Raw genomic sequence first — 21,111 nt, 5'->3', positions numbered from 1 at the left:
GAATTGCGGCCTTCAGGGCTATGTTTCTCATAACCGAGGTGATCATCCAGTTCTGCTTTCAGCATTTCCTCCACCCCTTGCTTAAAGAGGCCATTAAAGAAGGTGTGAAACTCTTCTTTACTCTTGAACTGTTTAAAGAAGTCCTTTGGGAATTGTGGTTGTTGATTGTCCATAGTACTGTATTCAAAGTTAAAAAATATCGGGGGCAAATCCAGCCGCCGTACCCAGCAGGTGTCGTTTCGTTCGGCTCCGCTACGCTTCGCCTCACTTCACTCCACCTGCTGGGTGGTATTAACTCGTATACAGTTGCGTATTATACTATTTACACAAAGGATTAAATACTACCCTAAGCACAGACCTCGAACTTTTTTCATATTATTTTAGCTCATTGATGCCAATTTCTATTGAGAATAGTTAATTCATCAATAATTTGGTTCGAGTTTTCGAACCTGGGGTCACACTAAATGAAACGCTTCAGGTTGAAAGACTTGAAGCGTTTTTGTTTTTTGCCGATTTACATACTTATTTCATTATCAAGGCTTAATTGAGTTCGAGTCATACAGGGTGTTTAAATAAATGCGATGGCTAAATATGCTTGCGCAAGTGTAGTTTAAACCAACTTCCGATTTCGGCTAACGGATGCAAACTTCCCTAGAGAAATTATTTGTGAATACTTAAAAGTGATCCTGCATTCCATACTTAATTAGATGGTTTAATGTCGTGCTACATAAATAAAAACAGCAAATTTGTCCTTGTTCGTTCGGAATTTTAACCTTCCAATAGTTGTTGAGATGAAGTCAATCTGAACTCTTTTTAGTTATAAATCAGCCGAGGCAATTTGCCTCGGCTGATTTATACATTACTATTCCAGACCAACTCTTTTCCATTTTGCACGTTTTAAAATAACCCCACCGGTCTGTATCCAATTCCCATTGCGTATTGTCACTTTCTTTTCTCTCAGAAAGATACCCACTTTGAAGTTGGAATGATATATCAGCATCCCCAGACCTTAAAAGAAGAGTATCATCGGATAATTTTCGCCACTTTCCCTTACAGGAACTATTTACTTCAAAATATTTCTGAATAAGAGAAAATGGAATATCAATAATGGAAAGACTATATATTCCATTTACTGGTCGGTGAAAAGCATTGCTGCATGAACTAAGCAGAAAGCTAGTACCAGATAATATGTTTTATAGTCTCTCTGTCGCGGCTGCTTCTACTAATTCTTTAAACTTTGTTAAGAGAAATATCAGTTTATTAGTGTCACCACTAGCTTCAAACTTTGCACTTTTTATTCCATAGAAATACCAGTCGTCATCGCTTTTTTCAATAAGCTCGGATTCAATTATCTTATCTTCCAATGGTGTATCTCTTAAGCCAATGGAAATAAACCACCCAGGATTACTAACAGTATAAATTTTTATTCCATTCTCATGCTCCCAATCGCCATCGCAATTCGAGTTGAACCAATTAACAAGCCATTCAAATATATTATTCATACACTAAAATATTATTACATTATATACCTCCAGGTCTTAAAAACCTACTGTTATCAGGAATTTCATATGATTCCGGAGCTCTCACTCCTCCGGGAATTTTTTGCATTTTTCCCGTTTCCGGAATGTACTCCCTACCATTAACATGAGGCGTGGGCATCGGAACTTTAGTATTCTTATTTACATGCGGTTCTCCGGGTTGACCATCAACGGTACCTCCATCAAATCTCTTCGCGTCTTCATATCCCCTAGGGTTGAACTCATTCTTCCACCACTCCTGATATTTAAATATATTGTTGTTATTATCTCTTTTAAAAACGACATGATCTCCTTCTGCTTTCGGGTCGATGTCCAATTTATTGTCCTCTCTTGCATCTCGTTTAGAACTTTCTGGACTAATTTCCGGTAATGGAGTACTTAATGGCATTTCTACGGGTAAAGCAACGGGCGAAATACCTGCTGCAGGAGCAACCTGAGGTTGTTCCTGCACACCACGTTTTGAACTAAGCAGCATGCTTACAATTTCACCTACCTCAGTTGCTTTATTATATTGTTTAGCATCCTCTCCTTCTAAGTTAAACCGCTTTGCTGGAACATCCCAATATCCCATTGTTAAAACATGATTAAAACCATTAAGAAGTCCACCGGTACTAATTAAAAAACCTCTTAAACCACTTGGTGGGTCTGTAGGAGAATTACCTAGAAAATCATTCCATCTTATTGGATTATTATAGTTACTTGCAAAAGGACTCCACATCTCCATTGCTTCTGTTTGAGGATCTATCTGCCACCATCTTCCAATTTGCGGATCAAGTGTTCTATAAAATGCATCATATGTATTAAGATCAAAATCTGTTGTATGCTCTATTCCGTTATACTCCTTTCTGTTTTTAGCATAGTTGGCTCCCTTCAAAGCACTTGTAGAAATCCCCGCCATTGTCAATCCAAATGGATAATAATGTGTCTCCTCCAGCAGCGGCCCGCTCGCTAAGGCCAAAGTTAAATTATCAAAGAACACATCTTGCTGACTCTCGTTACTGGTATAAACATATAAAAATCCACTCTTTTCAACCGCCATCTTCTCTACTCTCAGTTCCTGCAACTCATCCGGACGCTCTTTCACCTGCCTTACCCCACTATTATCTTCCACTAATTTAAAATCATAATCGAACAAAACAAAGTTTAAATAAGCTTTCGGACGTCCAGGTAAGCCATCCTGTTGGCCTTTCTCCTTTAAACGCTGATAATCAGTATTATAAAAATCCGTACTAAAAGGAGTATTATTAGAAACAACTTCCGAAGCATGAGAGCCACTTTCACCTGGACTACCACCAAAAGCCTGCATCAGTCCTGCAACCATATCCTCTACCGGAGCTTTTTGACTGTTATCCGCGGGACCTTGTGATTTATAGAAGGCCTTTGCGTTAATCTGCACTGTATCACCAGCCATAACACGGAGTACCAATGAAGGTCCGATCTTCTTTCCACCATCTTTTGCGTTCAGTTTGGCTACAAATTTATTCTCCTCAGTAGCCTGGTCTTCGGGATATCCAGACGGCTTTTCCGCACGGGTATCCTCAATGTTACTAAACAATGCCACTTCCCGGGCTGCCGCTTCAGTTTCCATAGTGGCCGCATACATCGTAAAATCTGTCTGATCGGTCAACACTGTTCTAACATTGCCTAAATGATCTTTCTCGAAGTAGTCGTAGGCGTATTGAATCGGCTGTCCACTCTTATACACTGGCCGAATGCGCCCCTCCTCATGGCTTATCAATTCAAGACTATCCTGCCTATAAACAAATGTACCAGCATAATCAGTCACCGTTGTTGTAGGTGAATTACCTGTATTATCCAGAACGGTTTTGCTTAGCTTGTTGCCAACGGCATCATATTGATAAGCAATGGTGCCCTTACCCGTAATTGTGATCACGGAAGGAAGGTTTAGATGATTATAGGTTATTGAGCTGATACCCTTATTTAAATCGACAGTGAGGTTGCCGTTTATATCATAGGAATAATCATTCCCCGCATTGGTGCCGTCCCTGAAGTCGCCAAGTTTAGCCGTGACAGTTTTACCCGATTTCGCATCTGTTACCGATATTAATTTGTTACTGGTAGCATCATAGGAATAGGTCAATTGATCGATCGTGTCACTCGCTGTGCCGATCATGCCCTTTTGCCACATAGATCTGATATTGCCATTGGCATCATAAGTAAGGTTACTAACCGTAAAGTCCTTCTTATCCTGTGCCCAGCTTACTCCATTCCTTTGTGTAAAGTAAGCTCCTGTAAGGCGGTTGGCCTTATCGTAGCTATAGCCATAAGCCCAGGCACTATCCGCACGTGTCTTCCACTTAACGCCGGAGATATTACCATTTAACTCGCTGGAATCAAAACCATAATCGTAGCTCAACTCTTGGCCAAACCAGTTTAATGTACTTGTTCCGCTATTTACAAAGTTTTTATTGATCCCCTGCAACCAACCACGAATATTGTAGGTATAGCCCAAAGTATCAATCAGGTCTCCTGAAGAATTCACACCTAAACGCTTCAACCTCAATTGCCCCAGTTCATCATAGCTATTTGACGCAATTATCTTCTCCTGGCTTACGTTGTCGTTCAATCGTTTTCTCACGGTCAACAGCCTGCCACTGTGATCGTAGGTCATAGTAGTAAGTAAGGTGCTTTGCGGCGTAACGCTTTTGGGGTTCTGGTGACGAATATAGGTACTTAAAATCAGCCCATTAAAGCTATAAAGGGTAGTTAGCACATCCTTGCCTCCCAAATTATTCTCACTTATCACTTGTATAGGACGGCCTTTGTCATTATAGTAAGTAGTCGTAGTCAGCCATTTGTCTGTGCCGAGCACCCTTACTTTATTCCCGGTGATAAGTCCCGTGGTCATGCTGCTCACTGGAAGCCTCTCAGGATAAAGCGTATCCGCAGCTGCCAATTTGGAGGTATCCGTACCTGCAAAGGTCAGTTTCCCGGAATAATTATAGTCATCGTAAAATGTATATGTCAAAGGTGTTAGGGCCGACACAGAGACAGAAGGTAGCGGATTACTAGCTGTGATAACAGTTATATCACCGGTGGCAGTAGAATCAATTGTTGCTTCGGTTTCGCCTGCCACTCCAGAATCAAATCCGTCCAGTATGCTAATGCTGTTTCTGGCGATATACCTGGCAGTGCCGTCATGACTGTATAGACCTAGATCAGCCTTTGCGGGGGCGACATATGATATAGACTCTGATGACGTGGCTCGGTTCATTCTGGCCTGCATCGTATCTCTTGTTGCTGTTCCGCTATAGATGGCCGTCATTGTTGGGCGGTTAATATCATCATAAAATGTAACCAACCATTCCATGGGAGCTTTAGCACGCTGAAGGGAATCCTGAGTAAATACAAGCCTATCTCGAACATCATAAACCATTAAAACGCGTCCAGCGCCTGGCAACCGTTTTACAATCATACGCTGGCGGTTATCATACTGATACTGAAAGCATAATTCATTAGCAATGACTGTACTTATGGTCCATGGGCCCTTTATCGCGTCAACAGCCAAGGGGGGAATAGCAAAACGAAGGTTCCCTAGGTTATCATACACATAGTAAGTACATAACCATCCTATGTGGGCGGTACCTGGACTATTGGAGATTTGTACCTTCTTTAATACTACCTGCCCATCCTTATTCTTATACTCAACTACCTGACCACCTTTTTCATCCAGAACCACATTCTTTTGCAATTGTCCAGTACCATAATTGGAAGTAGTGACCGGAACTACAGTGCCCATATTCCATATCCTGACAGAATCACTTAATGTATTGACAAGGTAACGGTTCTCCGAAGGCCTGGTTGCCCAGCTATTACCTGCGGCATATCCTTTCAATGGTCTATTGAGAGGCGATGCCTCGTATTCTGTACGGCTATAATAGATATTTTCACCCACGACTCCCGGATTGAGTATACCATTCTGATAAAAATCTTTCTGGGAAGAAAAAGGAGCTGTTTTGAACTTGCCATCACTAGATGTCTGCTGCACATAGGGAAGATAATTATATTCTTCCCTGCCATACTGATCATATGCAACGGGAGCCACGAGATCTTTCCCGTTAGGGCTTATTGCCTTTGAAACGGTCTGTATTGGACGCCCAAGGCCATCAAGATACTGAGAGGTCTGTTTTATCTCTCTTACTTTCCGGGCTGCCGATTCGACAGCGGCAGCATCTGTCAGAGGCATATTCGCCTGCCAGGTCCTGATAAAATTGATCTGCGTGTTGGCATAAGCAGAAGGAACAGTTACAGCCGTGGCTGCACTACGTGTTCCCCCAGGCCTGTTTTGGGCTGACAAAAAAACTGGCACAATAAGAAAAGTACTCAGTGTTATTGTATGAATTGCGTTTTTATTAAACTTCATAGGTTTGCTGCTATTTAATAGTTGAAGCCTTATACTGGTATTCAATCTGTTTCAAAATATTTCCGTCCTGATCCAGTATTGTCTGTTCAGTTAAAGGTTACCAATCGCTGCAACTTAAATTAATCGTACAGGGTGCTGTATTATTCTGGATAAAATCAGCGCTCTTGCTGCAATCACTCCATTCGAAATGGTAAGTACATTTATACAACACACCTCCACCTGGCTGTAGAATAGCTTGGGAGGAAGTATTCACCCTGTTTCCAGTCTGACAAACACCACCAATTACCTTTTTATCAATACCGATACAAGCAACACAAACGGTATTGGGCACACCAACAACCACCCATCGTTTTGTATTGTATGTCGGACTGCAGGGATTGGCGTCTATTTGTTCCTGTTCCTGGTTACCGTTTGGTTGCCCTTCAGTTGTCAACTGGCAACGTGCAGGTGTTGCAGTGTTACTCCACCCAGCTACAATAGGGCAGGTAGTAGATTTGCCTACGTCCTCCCATTTAAGAGATTTCCATGTAGTACTGCTCTGGTTATAGTCCGCATACAACAACTGTAGCGTGTCGGTCATATAAGCGGCATTTGCCGCACATGGCTTACATCTCGACTGACCTGTGGAACGCCATACTGGGGCTGTCGTATTGAACCCAACCGCGTAATACTCTGTTTTCTTGACAACGTTTCTGTCAGCATCTCTGGTAGTTGTGAGTCCATATAGCGTATCGTATTCATAATAAGTTGTAGTGTTTTCAGGAGAAGTACCAGACGTCAGTCCGAGTATGGGATCGTAGTTATAGGTTGTTACAAGACTTCCTACGGGATACATCCTAAGTTCGTCAATGGTGGCAGTACCACTTACTGTAACAGTAGTTGTTGTTTCGGGTAGAAGATGTTCGTAATAGGTCCAGCCATTTCTAAGCGGTCCCCCTGCAACTGCAATTCCATTTACCTGCGCAGTTCCACTCCTTGCCCAATAGGAAACAACAACTTTCCTGTTGGTTGCAATCCTGGTAAGACTGATATTTCCAGCGCTTAAGACATACGATCTTGAACCTGCAAAAGCTAGATTACTTCTTGTCGTGGAGGGTATTACCCAATTGCCTTTATCGCTACCCTCAAATCCCGTGAAAGCGATCTCACCGGCACCTGCATTAATCACATTAGCTATCAGAAGCGTATTGTTATATCCCCATACAAGCCCTCGCACTTCCTGATCTTTCGTCACTATCTGTATAGGATTATTATCATTATCATAACTCAGGGCCGCCTGCCGCTTAAACTGGGAAGGCGGGAAATTTAGTATTTTAGGATAAGTACCGCTAAGGTTCAGTGCCGAAGGTTCGAGTCCTGTATTTGTCGTCAGTTTAAACTCCTCTCTTTTTAGAATGCTTTTAGGATCCTGTGGTGATGTTCTTCTGTACAAAGCGTATCCACCTCCATAAACCAGATTATTCTTTTTTGTAAAAGATGCTACCGGAATATTCAGATATGCATTACGCATATGTAACCCCAAAGAATCTGTTCCATTAACGTCCGGAAGGTCCATAGAGAAAATTATCTCAGTACGAAGCGTATCACCATTACTTGCAATACTTTTAGAAGCGGTCGGATTGATATGATATGGACTTTCGTAATACAAAGTTGTTGTATCGGTCATTTTGCTACCGTTGGCATCATAGACATCTGTTATTGTTTTCCGTGTCAATACGGCCATCTTGCCAAGTGCATATGTTCTAAGGAACATATATGAGTCTTCTGGTTTATTCATATAATGAACACCGGGATGATTGCCATAATCAACAACGGTTGGGAGCGTCGGACGATCACAGATTTTTGTACTTAACAAACTGCTGAACTCAATTATCCTTGCTATAACAGGATATCTGACAGCCTCATACTCTGTCTTTTCTTCTTTTAACAGCTGTCCCGCATTATTATAAGTTCTTGTACTTTTAGCAGAACCTGCCAATAGGTTTTCAAACGGTTTTCGTACCTGCCAGTTCGCTAACACATCGTAACTACCAGGGAAACAATAATCTGTGTTGGTGCAAATATTAAAATAAAACGATGAATCTGTATTGGTGTCATCATAATATTCATATTGCGTATAACCGTTTTGTACACCACGCCGCTCCTGAGCGACGCTGACATTTTTGTAAGAGATGAACGGCCCTGCACCAGCACCAGACTGCTGATTTTGTGTACTGACCAGGTATTTGGGCTTACTTATCGTATTACCGCAATATTGGAAATTGCTCACATCGGTCACTATCGATGGAGTACTGTTTAAAAAACCGGAAGATAATGCAGTTCCAAAAATATTATACTCAAATGTTTTAATCAGGGTATCATTGTTTACAGGGTCAATCTGTTCAATTCTTTTTATTCTTAATCCACCGATGGTATCAGTAATGGAAAAATTGTGATGAGAATCGCAGAAAAAAGTCTCATAATCTCCAACCAAACCGTTCATAAGCCTGCCGCCAGATGCACTGTGGGGCTCATAAACAAGCCTTACTTTCCCTCCTGTAGGATACAATATTTCAGTCAATGCATCTCTTTGCATCTGCGGCCATGCTGCTTTCCGGGACACCATACCTTCACCGTTACAGCCATTTATATACAATGTTGTTTTCAGATCATTACGCGCATCATTGTAATATCCCCAGTAATCCTGAGAGTAGTAGCTAAAAAATGGTATTGAATCTAAATTCACCTTCACTTTTCTGAATGCCGTATCGTAGTAATTGAAGGTGTAAGGCATGATTTGGGTACGCTGGTAGTTCATTACCAGCACTTCTTTCAATTTCAGTTTTTGGGAAAGAAAACTTCCATATGTAAATTGAATCTTCTTATATGGCACAGCACTATTGACATCCTTTACAATGAAAGAGTCGAGTCTGTTAAAATGTGTTGAGACGGATGATTCCTTATAATAATTACTGTCAGTAGTGGAATAATAAAAATTCAATTGTTCGTTTCTGGTAGTAATAGTAGCAAGCTGACACTCCTCCATGCCGTTTATTTCAACAGCCCTTGTGGAAGATGGCCAGTTACATGAATCCAATTGTTCTTGCGTTACGAAGTCCTCTCTATTAGATGTACCAGTATGATAAGAAATCACCTTGTCATAAGTAAACATGACACTGTCTTTTGTGAGATTGTTAACTATTTTGGTCAATGCCCACGCATTGGGGCGACGCGCCCCTTGATATGTGGCATAAATTTTTGAGTTATCTGTTTCCCCAAAAAAATAAGTGATTCCATCGGGAGTAGTAACAGACCAGGTATCAAAATAATAGTTAGTCCAGCCATTCAGATTTTGTTGGGAGAAAACAGGCACAATTTTGATATCCTTATTATAAGGAACAAGCACCGGCACTCTGTTATTCCCAAAAAAGAATTTTCCTGAGTAGTTCCCACAATCATAATAAAACAAATCCGGGGAAGCGTCATTCAGTCCGTAAAATGTCCAATCCATATCTGAAGGTGCAGGTATCTGTCCATTTTTAATGGCGTCATTATGTTGCTGCATAACAGTAGACAAAGCCGGGATATCAGGCGAATTGCCATTATCGACATAAAAACCACCATGCTTGCCCTTCATGAGTACATACTCCTCCACCTTGCTATGATAGCGAATAGTTGTATCAATCCGTGTTCCCACCACCGTAATAATTGTATCCTTCCATACTTTAGTAATCAAACCCTCATCAGGATTTCCTCTCACAGTACGCGAAATCATTCCTCCACCTTTAAACTCCCAACCCAGACCAACCATTGTAGCATCCTGGTCTACCTTTATACCGCCTGCCTGATATGCTATCGTAACAGGCACAATTATATCCTTTGATCGGACTGTATGCAAAGGAATCGTAAAACAACCGGAACCTGTAAAATTACTTACCGGAACATCAATCGCCTGTTGCATCGACGCAACGGCTGGTGTTTTTGGAGAATAATCAAACTGTGGATCACCAATATTTGACTGCCCGAACGTATTAAAACCAAAACATAATAAAAAGCAAAAACATTGAAGTACGAAAAGCTGTCCTTTCATAATATATAGTTAGAAATTACTTGTAATGTTTATATTCCAAACGCATCTACCTATGTCTTTAAGTGCGCTGGAACTAATAATGCCACACCCCTATAACGACATTGCATTTGGTTCCTGCGGATTTATCTACACAAATAGTGTAGGCACCCTGCATATTATAAAAATTATGATTTGCCTATACGCTTATCTCAATTAGAGTGGAATATTGATGAGCGGAACCGTTCACCTGCAATAGTTTATAGTAGGTAAAGATGATCCGTTGTTAGTTGCCCCAATCTCCGTCCAGGCTGTGCATGTACAACGGAAGTAATAGAAACAATACCAAATCTTAGAATGAAAGGAAAAAAAAATGCTTGCTTCATTTGAATTTAGGTAGACTTTAAGAAAATATTACAAAAGGTGAACTTGGCGTACTCGAATGACAGATCTATTATAAGATGCTACAATAATCCAACTATTCACATGTATAGGCTAAGATCTAAACTGAAAATTCTGAATTAATACGAACAAAGTATAGGAAACCACAACGGCTAGTGGGCAACATAAAACTTTAACTAAAGTCAAAGATCACAAAACGATATGAAAAAACACATAACACATTCGTTTGAGCGTAGTAACGTAGTTGCGATATTAGTCACCCCACCGCTGAACAAAGAAAGCAATTAGACACGCATTGTATATGCGTTTGGAAAATCAGATGCTTCTAAAATTTAAGAATTCCAAACCATTTAAACCGCTAAATCGAAGCGCACGACTTTGATTTGAAACCTTTGAGCCCAGACTGCCGTAAATGTGTTGCTTGTTTATGTGCCAGAGACAAATACGCTTAGGTTGAACCGTAGCAGATTTGAAAATATTAGAATTGCCCCTGCGGGATCACAAGGGAGGCCATCTCAATAGAAAATTGGGGGAAGTGGCAATGATGAGGCTTTTCTCTCATTCTTGGATAGTCATAACCAACGGATAAACGATTTTGACGACCTTGAAGAATACATGACCCTTAAGATTGATATTACATTGGACTCTTCAATAGATTGAATACGGGAGGCTCTCCGTTAACTAATCAAGAAATTAGAAATTCATTGTTTCGAGAAATTTCATCGGAGTTTAACAATTTTCTGAAAAGATTGGCTAACAATGAGAAGTTTGTACAATTAATAGATGTGAGTAGAGAGCAAATGGATGAACTTTACTTGGAAGAGCTCGTGTTGAGGTTTATATCAGATACCATAATGCCGTATCGCACAAAACATTTGGGCAGGATATGCATTGAAAACCGGCAGATAAATTGTAATAGGCAATACTTGAACAGACACTTAAGAAATAATAGTCAAACCTTCAACTTACACTTATCCTGTATTGCAATAGCCTTCGGCTTGAATAACGAGGATCACTCTGCTCTTAAACTCTTTATAGGATTAACAATTGCTGCTTTTATAGATTCATAGCTAACAGTTAGCCAGGCAATTCCCAAAGCTGCCAGGGATGCCGTGAAATATACTACCCAACCAACATTTATATGATATGCGAAACCAGCCAGCCAACTATTAACTGCATAATATGAAAGCGGTATTGATATAACTATGGCAACCAGGATCAACCTGGTGATACCGGAGGATAATAAATAAACGAGGTTTAACACAGAGGCGCCCAACACCTTACGCACGCCAATTTCTTTGGTACGCTGTTCGGCCATAAAGGCGGATAAGCCATATAAACCGAGACAAGAGATAAAGATGCCCAGAAGAGCAAAAAGGTTAAAGATGTTACCCATATTTTGTTCTCCTTTATAAAGATTGGCCATATCCTGGTCGATGAAATCGAATTTGAAGGGGTAGGCCGGGTTAAGCTGCTGGCTTATCTTTGACAACGCCTGTATAGTTGCGTCAGTTTTGCCTGGCAATGTTCTCACCACTAAAAAACCGCCGTCTTTATTATAGCGCAAGATCAGTGGCTCTATAGCCTGTTGCACCGGTTTGAAATTAAAGTCCTTTACAACACCAATGATCGTACCCTTATAACCGGTAAATTCAAACGCCTTACCAACTGCAGTGGCTGCATTTAAGCCCATAATGCTCAACATTTTTTCGTTGACCATGAAATTATTTGAATCTGCCGGAAATGATCTCGAAAAGCTTCTCCCATTTACAAGCTTCAGCTTAAATACATCTATAAAATCCTCATTGACATCCATCAATTGATAAACTATTTGTAAGTTGGGATCTTTGCCTTCCCAGTTTGCACTTCCATTTCCGGAAAGCAGATTGGTGGGTAGGTCAGAAGTAATGGCGAAATCACTGGTAAGCGGATTTTGTTTTAACTCATTTTTTAAGGTCTGCTGCTTATTCCAGAGTTCCCCTTTGGTGGGCATATACAAAAGGTTAGCCTTTTCAAAGCCGGGGTTACGGTCTTTTATGAATTTAAGCTGGTTATAAATAACCGCAGTACCTATCAGCAATATGATAGATGTCGTGAATTGGATGACGACCAGGGCATTACGAAACAGCAAATTGCTGCCCATTGATCTTACGTTTCCTTTGAGTACTTTAACCGGGTTAAAGCCGGAGAGAAATAAGGCAGGGTAGCTACCTGAAACCAATCCGGCTAGCAGTGCTATACCCAGGAGGCTTAACCAAAATCTGACATCTGAATAAGGAATGGACAATTTTCTATCGGCTATTTCATTAAATGCTGGCAAAAATAACCAGACAACCGCAAGCGTAAGGAATAGCGAAAGAAATGAAATAAAAACAGCCTCGCTTAAAAACTGGAGGATCAGTTGTCCGCGCATGGCTCCCGCCACTTTACGCAAGCCAATTTCTTTCGCCCTCCGGGCCGAGCGTGCCGTAGCCAGGTTCATAAAATTGATACAAGCTACTATAAGTATCAAAATAGCGACGATAAAAAAGATATTTACATATTGTGCATTCCCATGGCCCGGAAAATCCCCCAGTCTTGCAGGTGCCAGATGGATTTTGGTTAAAGGCTGCAATTGGAATACAACCTCCATTGAACTATGACTTTGAAATAGCTGCGTCATTTGCTTTACCAGCCTGGATAAATTGGCGGTAGAAGGGTCAAAACTTTGAGCTAGTTGAATATAGGTGTAAAAATTAAAGTCCTCCCATTTATTATTGTCCGGATATTTATCCGTTTTTTGTAAAATAACCATTGGCAGTATAAAATCAAACTGCAGGTCTGAATTGGCCGGAACGTTGGCCAAAACACCTGTTACCATCACATATTCACGATTGTCTTTTCGTAAGATCTTACCGATCGGATTTTGGTTCCCAAAATATTTTGCAGCCATTTCCTGCGTTATTAAAACGCCATTTTCTTGTTTTAATGCCGTAGCACGATCACCCTGTACAAGGGGAAAAGAAAATACATCCATGAAACTCGGGTCAGCGTAGAATACACGTTTTTCTTCAAATTTCCTTTTGCCTGCTTCAAACAGCACTGTGGAGATCTTGCTAAACCTGACGGTATTTTCAACAACCGGTATTTGTGCTTTTAACCCGGCGGGCATGGCTTCCGCGTTTACCGCGGCTTTATAATCACCGAAATCGCCGCTGATACGATATATCTGGCCGGCATTTTTATGAAACTTGTCGTAACTCAGTTCATTTTGCACCCAAAGCAAGATCAGGATACTCGATGCCAGGCCTATTGCTAAACCTGATATATTAATAATGGAATAAGCTTTATCCCTGATGACATTCCTGTAGGCGAGTTTGAAATAAGTTTTAAACATGCGCGTATGGTATGTTTGATATTGTACTATATTGGTTATCAATCACCTAAAATACATGCCAATTTCATAATAGATTGACAATAAGCATTTCATGCATTTTCGCATTGGGCGTATCGTTCGAAAACGTACATCTGGGTGTGCGATTTTGTCGAAATTCTATCGTCCTGATATCACTGTGATCAGATGACAATTGTAAGATTAAATCTTAGCGGCTATTTAACCATTGCAAGATCAAATTCAGTCTTTTACAGATAAATTCCATTGCATCCAGTTGCATTTCCTTCTTTACACGTAACTAGGCTTCCATATTTATCTCAAATCGTCTATTATCTCAGTTGGTTTAAAATCAAAAATCTTGAAAATTGCGTCGATATCGAGAGCACAGTGTTCTGGTAAGTTTATTGTCGCAATACCTCCAAAGTCAACTTGCCAATAGCCACCTTGTTTCACTATTTCATCACCTAATAACCGATACTCCGAATTGGTAAATTGTGAGGTTAGAAAAAATCGACGCGTAACATATGCTGACTCTTTTACGATTTTAACTATTTCATGTTTCCCGTCTTTATACGGGTTTGACCAAACAAGCCTTCGCGTCAAGCTCCAAACGTCCACTTTTCTATCAATGAGAAAGTCAGCCGTAATGCATTGAAGCCACACGTTGTAACGATCAGTAGGTCAATTGATTGGATTATGATTTTTGCGACGGATCTAGCAATAAATTTCAATTATTGTATATTAGCACAACGTAAACATTCTTTCAATATTTAAAATAGACGCAAGGGTTATATGTACGACGCTTACATTAATTATCTGCAAAAATTTAGCTCTCGACCACTAACAGAGGAGGATAAGGAATTGATAAGGCAGAACTTTACGCCAGTCAGATTAGGGAAAAGGAAATACATTTTGCAGAATGGAGACGTTTGTAAGAAATTTGCATTTATTGTAAAAGGTGCGATGCGGATGTATTTCGTTGATGATAAGGGGCTGGAACATACTGTGAGGCTTGGGATCAAGGATTGGTGGATGGGCGACCGTGAAAGTTTTATAAATCAAACGCCAAGCCGATTCCATATCGATGCTTTGGAGCAATGCGACTTGCTTTGTATGACTTTAGATAACGCTAAGGAGTTGGAGAAAAAGGTTCCAGCCTTTCGGCAAATGATGAACAAGCTCGACGAACGTAACATCATGGCCAATGAACGACGCCTCACAGCTGCAATAAGTTTCACTGCTGAAAAGCGTTATATAGATTTTGCTGATTGTTATCCCGAGCTTGTTGATCGTTTTCCTCAGCATGTCATTGCTTCTTATCTAGGTATCAATAAAGATACGTTAAGCCGTGTCAAACGCCGGCATAATTTAAAATAACATTGTTATTTCTTGTCTTAACAGGCAGAACATTTTTCTGCCTATCGCCCAATAATGAATATCCCCTAAGGAAGTAACATCAGGGCCAGTTATCGGGCGCGGTAACATACGCCATAAGTTCTGCTACAGGTAAGCATTATGCGGAATAATAGTACGCTATCCCGAGCTTGCCGATTGTTTTCCTCAACATTGTCATTGCTTCTTAACCAGGCATCTGTAGAGATAGCTTAGGCCGTGACAATCGCCGGCAAGAGTTGTTTAAACCAGTCTATTTTCCTGCCTCAATTAAAACAGTAGACATTTGTCTACTTACTTTTCCGACAAACATCTTCGTTCCGTTGCATTCCGATTGCAGAGATTTGCATGATTTCTTATAACGATGTTCATGTAGTACAGGGGATCCATATTTCCATTGACTATCGTTCTAAAAAGCTGCAAAAAATGATTCGAACGGAATGGAAATATATAAATATGCGAACGGGGGGAACCCTCCTTTGGGAACCAAAAAACGATGTACGATGAAAGGAAAACGGCCCCAACCAAAACGGGTCGGGAGATCAATCAATAAATATGCACGGCTGATGAAACCAAAAACTGTATTACTAATAAGTCTCTTAATGTTGGCAAAATTTTCCTATGCCCAAAATTTCAAACTGTTACGTTTTGATGAAGATTATTCAGCTTTGAAGGATAGCAGCCGGACCTTTTACAACAGGTTGAAATACCTGCCGCTTTCGGAAAGCGGAAGAACCTATGTTTCCTTCGGTGGTGAGCTACGGGGGGAACTGGACCGGGCAGAGCACGAAGACTGGGGCGCAAGTAATGTTGGCAGAAATATTTTCTTGCTACAGCGGTACCAGCTGCATGCTGATCTGCATCTAAGTAGCAGGATCAGGATCTTCGGTCAGCTACGAAGTGGCTTGGAGAACGGGCGAAAGAATGGACCGCGGCCCATCGATGAAGATCAGCTGAACGTTCAAAACCTTTTCATAGACCTGATCCCTTACAAGGGAATGGATGATAGGATGACCATCCGGTTAGGACGCCAGGAATTGCAGTACGGTAGCGGACGGCTGCTCGATGTCCGCGAAGGCCCCAACCTTCGCTTGTATTTCGACGGAGCCAAGGTGGCATATACTTCCTCAAAATGGAATGTTGATGCTTTCCTCATGGCGGCCGGCCGTGTAAAGACCGGTGTGTTTGATAATCCCATTATTAGCCGAAAATCGAGCCTTTGGGGTATTTACAGCACACATAATGCGGCTAAAATGCTCAATATCGACCTTTATTATATGGGTATCAACCGAGGTGAAACCAGGTTTGATGATGGTGTTGCCGCTGAAACCCGTCATACCGTAGGTACCCGGTTGTGGGCGATCGGAAATGAACTGCTCTACAACTTTGAGATCGGTTATCAGTTGGGCAAGTTTGGTGCGGCAGATATCCGCGCCTGGGGCGGTTCGATGGATGTCGCTTATCGCTTCGCTAATCTGAACGGGGCTCCGACAGTAAAGCTCCGAAGCGATTTTATTTCTGGCGACGATGCAAAGGGCGACGGTAAACTGGGCACATTTAACGCTTTATATCCGAACGGCGGTTATTTCGGTATGAACCCACAGGCCGGTCCGGCAAACCTGCTGTCTATTCATCCCAACCTGAGCTGGAACCCGGTCGGGAATGTGCTATTGTCCTTAGAGACGGTCTTCTCCTGGCGGCAATCCCCGCAGGACGGTATTTACCTCCCGGATGGTACGCTCAGGCTAGGTTCCTCAAATTCAGACAGCCAGTATATTGGCACAGCTTACATTGCTACGGTATCCTGGCAGATCAGCAAGTTTCTGAGCTACAATGCCGGCGTACAATATTTTAAGACCGGGGATTTTATCAATGACGTGATACCCCAGCATAAAGATGGGGTTTTTATCAGTTCACTCTTAGGTTTTAAATTTTGATCAGAAATATATGAAAACCTGCTTTTGATCCTGGCTCTTTTATTTGTGGTGATGTTGCTGGTCATGCTCACATAAAAGATACGTATTGCCTATCCAATCTTTTTGGTGTTGGTCGGATTAGGGCAAAAAGGCGCTATAACATTGGGAATTCTATTATATCACTAACGTAAAATTATGAAAAGAACCATTGCATTACTCACAACAGCACTTATCGGTTTAGGATCACATGCGCAAACGAGAAATTCTTCAGCCGGTGCGGACCTGATAGTTTATCATGCTAAGATCACGACCCTGACGGAAGCACAGCCGCAGGCCACGGCGCTTGCCGTAAGTGCCGGCAGGATCTATGCAGTCGGCAACGATGACGAGATCCTTGCCCTTAAAGATGGGCACACCCGCCTGATCGACGCAGACGGCAGACGCCTGATCCCCGGACTGGAAGATTCTCATATGCATCCGCTGAACGAGAAGAATTTTAATCATAAGGTAAGATGGGATAATGTGCCGACGCTTAAAAGGGCGCTTGAAATGCTGACCGAGCAAGCGGCGAGAACGCCGGATGGCCATTGGGTAAAGGTGCACGGCGCATGGTCCCCTTATCAATTTAAGGAACAACGTTATCCGACAATTGAAGAATTGAACAAAGCGGTGCCAAACAAACCTCTTTATGTTCAGTATGCTTACAACAGGGTATGGCTCAACAAGCCGGCCATGAAATTCTTCTGCATCGGCACGTCAAAATTCCCGATGCTACCCGGCACTGAACTCCAAAAGGACGATAAAGGCAATTATACGGGGGTGATCGAAGGATATACTTTCGTATTTCTGGCAATGGATGCCATGTTGCCGACAGCGACACCGGAGGAGCAGGTTAGCTCCCTTGAATATCTGATCAAAGACCTGAATCGTTTCGGGATAACCTCTGTCATTGACAACTCCAGCCTCATTGGTTACCCTGAAGGTCACGCACCCCTTCAAACCCTTATTAATGAAAATAGGCTAAATATCCGATTTCCGTTCGCTGACCTCGGGTTCAGTTATGATCCTGAAAAAAATTGGGTAGATACCGAGATAGACAGGATCACGAAGATCTCACCTTTGAGCCCGGGACAAAATTTGCACCCCAATCTGGAGCATGGCTATGAGTATGAAGGGACCGGCGAGGTACTCCGTGCCGAGATCCATGACCATGAGAATTTTGACAGGCCAACTGTGATCATTCCAAAAGAGAAAATGAGGCAATACGCGGAAGAAGATGTACGTAAACTCATACAAAAGAGGATCCCTTTCCGTATGCACATAACCTACAACGAAAATCTGACGCCTTTCCTGGACGCAATGGAAGAAGTGGTCAAGACCACGCCACTGGACGGCATGCGCTGGAGTATAGAACATGCAGAAACGATCAGCGATGAAAATATCGCAAGGATAAAAAGGTTAGGCGGCGGTATCGCACTTGACGCAAAAATGGCGCTGCACGGAGAAGCTTTTGCAAAGACCCATGGCAGAGAAAAAGCTTTGTACACACCAAGATTCAGCGCTCTGATGAAAAGCGGCATTCCTTTGTCGTTGACATCGGATGCTTTCCGCGTCTCTCCCGGTAACCCCTGGATAGGGATCAGTTGGGCAGTAACTGGCAAAGCTGTTTCTGGTAACGTCATTCTGGCTGAGGATAACCGCCTGACACGTGAAGAAGCCCTGAAATTATACACCATCGGTGCCGCCTGGTTCGAGTATCAGGAAAGTGATAAGGGACGCATCGCACCTGGAAATCTTGCAGACTTCGTGCTGCTGAGTGATGATTACTTTTCTGTGACTGACGACCAGATCAAAAACCTGCAATCTGTGCTGACCGTAGTAGGCGGAAGAGTAGTTTACGGCTCAGATAAATACAGTGATCTCTCACCAAAGATCGCGGATCCGCTACCGTCATGGTCGCCCGTGAAATACTTCGGCGGTTACCATTTTGAGAAATAAACATAACCCGCGCACATTTCAGGTCGACCAACCTGTAGTTGTGTGATCCATGATCCTCTATAACAATCCCAGGAGGAAGGCTAAACTTGAGGGTCCTTAAATGGACCACGATGGTTTGCCTTTCTCCATTTTTATAAATAGACTTATGTCTGCTTACCGGGTTTCATTTAGGTTAACTTATCTGCACTACCAGGGTATTTCTCCTGTTTCAGGATTATTTTCCTCACTAAAAAATTTCCCTGTTGGGCCATCATCGTCAATCAGTGCATATTTTACGATCCGTTTTCCGGCATCTTTAATAGTTCCGGGCCCACGATGTCCGTTGAAATCTGTTTTTGTATATCCCGGGCAAACGGCATTTATTTTGAAGGGAGTGTTTTTAAACTCGTATGCTAAAACCACAGTGTACATATTCAAGGCTGATTTGGAAGAAAGATATACAGCGCCTTTGTAGTCGTAGTATTTATATGTCGGGTCGCTGTGTAGTGTAATTGAGCCTTGACTTGAACTTACATTTACTATACGAGGTGCTGACGAATTTTTCAATAAATCAATAAATGCCTGTGTAACCCGCACCGCGCCGTAAACATTTGCATCATAAGCTGCTTTAAACTGGTCAATAGTGGCGTCAAGTGCCGTTTGCGGGTAACCACCATAAATACCCGCATTATTAATAAGTATGTCCAACACGTTTGTTTTTTTACCTATTTCTTTACGGGCTTTAATTACTGATTCGTCGTCCGTAATGTCAAGCTGAATAACTTCTACATCGTTTAGTCCCTTTGCTTTTAATTTACCAACGGCTTCAACGCCGTTTTCTAAATTACGACTGCCGAGGTAAACATACATTCCTTCTTGAGCAAGTTGCTGGGCAACTTCAAAGCCAATGCTTTTGTTGGCTCCTGTTACTAATGCAAATTTCATTTTGTGCGTGAATTTTATAAAGCAAAAGTAGGGGAGCCAAAAATTGCGGGAATGGACAAATCTGTTTATTCTCCCGACAAATCTTGCTTGGGTAAAAATTCACTGGCGCTTTTTCCTGTACTTTTTTTGAAGAGCCTTGAAAAATAATCTGGGTCATTAAAGCCTAATTCATAGGCCAATTCTTTGATAGAAATATTAGAATAGCGCAATTTTCTCTGAGCTTCCGCTATCAAGCGGTTAATAAAATAGTCTTTGGGCGATGTGCCGGCGTATTCTTTTACAATCCGGTATAAACTGTTGGTAGATAAAGCTAATTTTTCTGCAATTGCGTTGATAGAAGGTTGCTCTGTAAGGGACGTTTCCACAACTAATTTGAACTCAATAAACTTTGAAAGGTTAGCGTTTAAGATATTGGCGGGTTCTTTGTTTTTGAAATAGGCGCTGTTTAATTCTGATAGCAATGAGTTCAAATAAGCTAATATTATTTCAGTGTCGGTCTCATATTTATCTAAGTACAGTATCTGGTTTAAAATTCCAAAAACCTTTATTACTCTTTCTTTTGCAGCACTGTCAAGAGCTATGGTTGGTGCGTTTAAAGGGTTGACTAAAAAGGGAAATTGTTGTGGCAACAAGGCCAATGTATTTTCATCAAACAGCAATTTGCAATATTTAAGATTGTCTGTTTTAGCGGGTGGCGTAAAAATTTGATTGGGCATCGCAAAAAGCAGGTGCCCGTCAGTAAGCGTATAGTCTTGTGATTCTAAATTGTATGTAATTGAACCGCTTTCAATTAATACAATAAAATAAGAAGATAATCTGCGGGGTTGCAGCAAATTTTTTTGAGGATCAACTGACAGATAAGGATTGTCGTTTGATCGAATCTTTATCCCCAGCTCATCATGCTGTAAGCCTTCATATTTCCCTTTTTGTTCCTGCATATTATTTGCTCAAAATTTTGTAAGGTGTTGCTACACAATGACCGCTAACTTGTGATTATTACAAAATTCGCATTCTTTTTTTATATTTTGTAATCACTCTTTTATCCCGTAGTTTGTACACAAATTCCCTGCTGGAAGAGCTGAATTGCCTTCATTTCACCAGAAATACTGCTGTTTAAATATTGTAATTGGTTATAAATT

9 protein-coding genes are annotated in these 21,111 nt (G+C 41.6%); 3 read left to right on the top strand and 6 right to left on the bottom strand.

Going from position 1 to position 21,111, the window contains the following annotated elements; translation table 11 throughout:
- Nucleotides 1–1,193: 1,193 nt before the first annotated feature.
- From F3I09_RS33860 to F3I09_RS33840, 4 genes are all read right to left on the bottom strand, one after another.
- Nucleotides 1,194–1,502: an immunity 53 family protein gene (locus tag F3I09_RS33860; protein WP_149699488.1), complete on the bottom strand. Its 309-nt coding sequence runs from the start codon at nucleotides 1,500–1,502 to the stop codon at nucleotides 1,194–1,196.
- 19 nt (nucleotides 1,503–1,521) lie between these two features.
- Nucleotides 1,522–5,922: a DUF6443 domain-containing protein gene (locus F3I09_RS33855; protein ID WP_149699487.1), complete on the bottom strand. Its 4,401-nt coding sequence runs from the start codon at nucleotides 5,920–5,922 to the stop codon at nucleotides 1,522–1,524.
- Between the two features lie 97 nt (nucleotides 5,923–6,019).
- The gene (locus tag F3I09_RS33850; RefSeq protein ID WP_149699486.1) at nucleotides 6,020–9,769 is read right to left on the bottom strand and encodes a hypothetical protein; all 3,750 of its coding nucleotides are present in this window, start codon (nucleotides 9,767–9,769) and stop codon (nucleotides 6,020–6,022) included.
- A gap of 1,612 nt (nucleotides 9,770–11,381) precedes the next feature.
- Nucleotides 11,382–13,745, bottom strand: coding sequence for an ABC transporter permease (locus F3I09_RS33840; protein WP_149699485.1), 2,364 nt, complete (start codon nucleotides 13,743–13,745; stop codon nucleotides 11,382–11,384).
- Nucleotides 13,746–14,534: 789 nt separating this feature from the next.
- Between F3I09_RS33840 and F3I09_RS33835 the strand changes: the two genes are divergently transcribed.
- From F3I09_RS33835 to F3I09_RS33825, 3 genes are all read left to right on the top strand, one after another.
- Nucleotides 14,535–15,119: a Crp/Fnr family transcriptional regulator gene (locus F3I09_RS33835; protein WP_149699484.1), complete on the top strand. Its 585-nt coding sequence runs from the start codon at nucleotides 14,535–14,537 to the stop codon at nucleotides 15,117–15,119.
- 617 nt (nucleotides 15,120–15,736) lie between these two features.
- Nucleotides 15,737–17,071: an alginate export family protein gene (locus F3I09_RS33830; RefSeq protein ID WP_223233472.1), complete on the top strand. Its 1,335-nt coding sequence runs from the start codon at nucleotides 15,737–15,739 to the stop codon at nucleotides 17,069–17,071.
- Between the two features lie 174 nt (nucleotides 17,072–17,245).
- On the top strand, nucleotides 17,246–19,048 hold the full coding sequence (locus F3I09_RS33825) for an amidohydrolase (RefSeq protein ID WP_149699482.1): 1,803 nt from the start codon (nucleotides 17,246–17,248) through the stop codon (nucleotides 19,046–19,048).
- Nucleotides 19,049–19,234: 186 nt separating this feature from the next.
- On the opposite strand, the gene F3I09_RS33820 is transcribed toward F3I09_RS33825, so the two are convergent.
- Nucleotides 19,235–19,972, bottom strand: a complete 738-nt coding sequence (locus F3I09_RS33820) for an SDR family oxidoreductase (protein ID WP_149699481.1) — start codon at nucleotides 19,970–19,972, stop codon at nucleotides 19,235–19,237.
- A 65-nt stretch (nucleotides 19,973–20,037) separates the two neighbouring features.
- The gene (locus F3I09_RS33815; protein WP_149699480.1) at nucleotides 20,038–20,910 is read right to left on the bottom strand and encodes an AraC family transcriptional regulator; all 873 of its coding nucleotides are present in this window, start codon (nucleotides 20,908–20,910) and stop codon (nucleotides 20,038–20,040) included.
- Between the last annotated feature and the right edge of the window lie 201 nt (nucleotides 20,911–21,111).

Source organism: Chitinophaga sp. CF418 (genome assembly GCF_900142925.1).
In the GTDB taxonomy this organism is placed as follows: Bacteria; Bacteroidota; Bacteroidia; order Chitinophagales; family Chitinophagaceae; genus Chitinophaga.
Note: the sequence above shows the minus strand (reverse complement) of the source record. Positions and strands in the feature narration are given on the sequence as shown.